Source organism: Streptococcus sp. 9.1 (genome assembly GCF_016648815.1).
Classification (GTDB): domain Bacteria; phylum Bacillota; class Bacilli; order Lactobacillales; family Streptococcaceae; genus Streptococcus; species Streptococcus salivarius_E.
This window is the reverse complement of the sequence record NZ_JACLQS010000031.1, coordinates 1-3,602: the sequence shown is the minus strand read 5'-3', so window position 1 is coordinate 3,602 and position 3,602 is coordinate 1. Positions and strand designations below refer to the sequence as shown.

1 protein-coding gene is annotated in these 3,602 nt (G+C 41.2%); it reads right to left on the bottom strand.

What is annotated here, in order from left to right; genetic code table 11:
- Positions 1–1,031: 1,031 nt before the first annotated feature.
- Positions 1,032–3,602 (bottom strand): LPXTG cell wall anchor domain-containing protein (locus H7T93_RS09850; RefSeq protein WP_201041948.1); only part of this gene is annotated, 2,571 nt, incomplete at its 5' end.

The window sequence follows — 3,602 nt, the reverse complement described above, 5'->3', positions numbered from 1 at the left end:
AGGTGTATAAGAGACAGTCATAAGCCAAAATAATCTAATGGAAAAAGACCAAATTCCTAAGACTGCTACTCTTAAATCACCTTAAAACATCAATTTAACCAATCCATTGAGCTGTAAAGATGGGGGGCTTTTTTAGGAGACTTTCTCATACTGAAAATAAATTCTAACTATCTAAGCCATTCATTACTTACTGAGGTGTCAGAGGGTCAAGTTAGGTCACTCTAGTGCCACAAAAAACAATCACAGAGCGATAAAACATCTCATAAAAAATGGCTCAAAATCTTATCTATCCTGCTGAAACGAAGGAAAAAAGGAGTATAATAAAAGTGAAAGAATTAACCTATTTAGACACAAATAGAGGGGAAGATGAGAAAGATGTCAGTACAACATACAAACTTGGACACAAGCCAAGATAAGGGTCAGACTGGTCAAGAGGTCAAGAGGTCAATAATCAAGAGCTCATTAAGAAGAACTCTCCAGACAACAGGCTTGCTTCTATTCTCCTTGCAGTCGCCTTTTATTTAGCTATCGTTTATCTTGCCTTATTTTTGCTCTTAGGACTGTCAAATCCTTGGGGAATAGTTATAATGATTTTCCTAGCACCTAATTTGATTAGTTTTATTATTGCAACTATTTTAACAAGAATAGGACGTAAAAAAGGTAATAAAAACTTTCTATACACTAGTGTTATTTTTTACCTAGTCTCAATTTTTTTGGCCTATGACCCTGACTGGGGAGTTTTTCGAGTTGTACCGATTCTGTTGACTATTCTTGTAACAGTGGGAACTGTGATGTATAAACAAGATAATGAGCAAGACAACAAATAAGAGAGCATGTTCAAGTGGTCTCTTATTTTTATGTAGTCATTAGTATTTCAAAAAGTCAGTTCCATTTTGAAACTTTCACAACATCTCCAAATCAAAAAAACACCTCCTAGCTAGAATGGTTATCTAACATGAAGGTGTTTTTTATTGTGCTTATCTGAGCATTGTAAAGACTTCTACAATCCTGAAATACGAATAATCTTCGTCCTATTCTTCATTTTTCTTACGTTTGGCAAGAAATCCAAGACCAGTTGCAGTTGCCAAGGCACCCAAGGCCATACCTAATGATGAGTTTTCCTCACCAGTCTTCGGAAGCGCTTGGCTACCACGTTTGTGCTTAGGATCTTTCACTTCAGAAGTTGATTCTGAGGCACTTGTTGAGGCAGACACTGAAGCTGATTCAGATGCGCTTACAGATTCTGAGACAGAGACTGAAGCAGATGTGCTTGCGCTTTGCAACTCGTTCAATGACACAGACTCCCTTGTAGAAATCGAAGTACTTACTGAGGCTGATTGTGATTCACTCAATGAGACACTCAATGATGTTGAAATACTTGTTGAAGCACTTGTGCTTTCAGAGGCACTCAAGAATGCTGATGTAGAAGCTGACTCTGATACTGAAACGCTTGATGAAGCGGATTCTGAATGATTTACAATGTTTGAAATTGATTCAGAGATTGAAGTTGAAACAGAGATAGATTCTGAAGTTGAAATTGATTCTGAGACTGAGATGCTCGCTGAAGTTGATTCAGATACGCTTACTGATTCTGACGCAGAGACTGAAGCTGAGGCGCTCGCTGATTCTGAGGCAGACACTGAAGCTGATTCAGATGCGCTTACAGATTCTGAGACAGAGACTGAAGCTGATGTGCTGGCTGATTCTGACGCACCTACTGAGGCTGACGTAGATACTGAAGCGGATGCGCTCGCTAATTCTGACGCTGAGACTGAAGCAGATGTGCTTGCTGATACAGACTCTGATGCACTTTCACTTTGTGATTCGCTCAACGATACAGACTCACTAGCTGAAATCGAAGTACTTACTGAGACTGATTGTGAGTCACTCAATGATGATGAAACGCTCGATGATGTTGATTTTGAGGCTGATGCACTTTCACTTTGCGACTCACTCAACGATACAGACTCACTAGCTGAAATCGAAGAACTTTCTGAAGCGGATGCGCTCGCTGACGCTGACTCAGATACAGAAACTGATGTGCTCGCCGATTCTGATGCAGAGACTGAGTTTGAAACAGACTGTGATTCTAATACAGACGCACTTGTTGATGCAGACTCGGAATTAGAGACTGATTGTGATTCAGACACAGACGCACTCGCTGAAACTGACTCGGAAATTGAGGTACTTACAGAAGTTGACACTGAAGCGGATGCAGACAATGACTCAGATACACTTGTTGATGCTGAAAGACTTGCTGATGTACTCAACGAAGTTGAAATACTAGTTGAAGCACTTGTGCTTTCAGAGGCACTCAATGATGCTGAAGCGGATGCCGAAGCTGACGCGCTTGATGATTCTGAGGCGCTTACTGACTCAGATGCAGAGACTGACGCAGAAACTGAGTTTGATTCAGACTTTGATTCTGAGATTGAAGCACTTACTGAGGCTGACTCGGAGTTTGAGACAGACTGTGATTCAGACACCGATGCACTCTCTGACGCTGACTCAGAATTAGAAACTGATTGTGAGCCTGAAACAGATGCACTCAATGATGCCGAGTTAGATGTCGAAAGCGACTCACTAGCTGAAATGAAGCTTGAAGCCGAGTTCGAAATAGATTCAACAGTTGAAATGATTGCAGAAATTGAAGCACTGAAGGCTTGAGACTGGCTTTCAAATACAGAAGCACTCAAAGAGCTTGATGTACTCAATGATTCTGATTCAGAAGCCGAAACTGACGCACTTGTACTTCGAGATTCACTCAATGATGCTGACTCACTAGCTGAAACTGAATTCGATTCTGATTGCGAAACTGAGTTTGACTCGGATTGTGATGTCGACGTTGACTCGCTCTCTGAGGCTGACTCTGAGTTAGATACTGATTGTGATTCTGAAATTGATTCACTTACTGACGCTGACTCTGAGTTTGAAGCAGACTGTGATTCAGAAACTGATGCACTCTCTGACGCTGATTCTGAGTTTGATACAGACTGTGATTCTGAGACAGACGCACTTGTTGATGCTGACTCTGAGTTTGAAGCAGACTGTGATTCTGAAACTGATGCACTCTCTGACGCTGACTCGGAGTTTGAAGCAGACTGTGATTCTGAAACTGACGCACTTTCTGATGCTGACTCTGAATTAGATACAGATTGCGATTCTGATACAGAAGCACTTTCTGATGCTGATTCAGAATTAGACACTGATTGTGATTCGCTTACTGATGCACTTACTGATGCTGATTCTGAGTTTGAGACAGACTGTGATTCTGAAATAGATTCACTTACTGACGCTGATTCTGAATTTGATACAGACTGTGATTCTGAAACTGATGCACTTTCTGACGCTGACTCTGAATTAGACACTGATTGTGATTCACTTACTGACGCACTTTCTGAGGCTGATTCGGAGTTTGATACAGACTGTGATTCACTTACTGATGCACTCTCTGACGCTGATTCTGAGTTTGAGACAGACTGTGATTCTGAAACTGATGCACTTTCTGAGGCTGATTCGGAGTTTGACACTGATTGTGATTCTGAAACTGATGCACTCTCTGATGCTGACTCGGAATTAGACACTGATTGTGATTCTGAAAC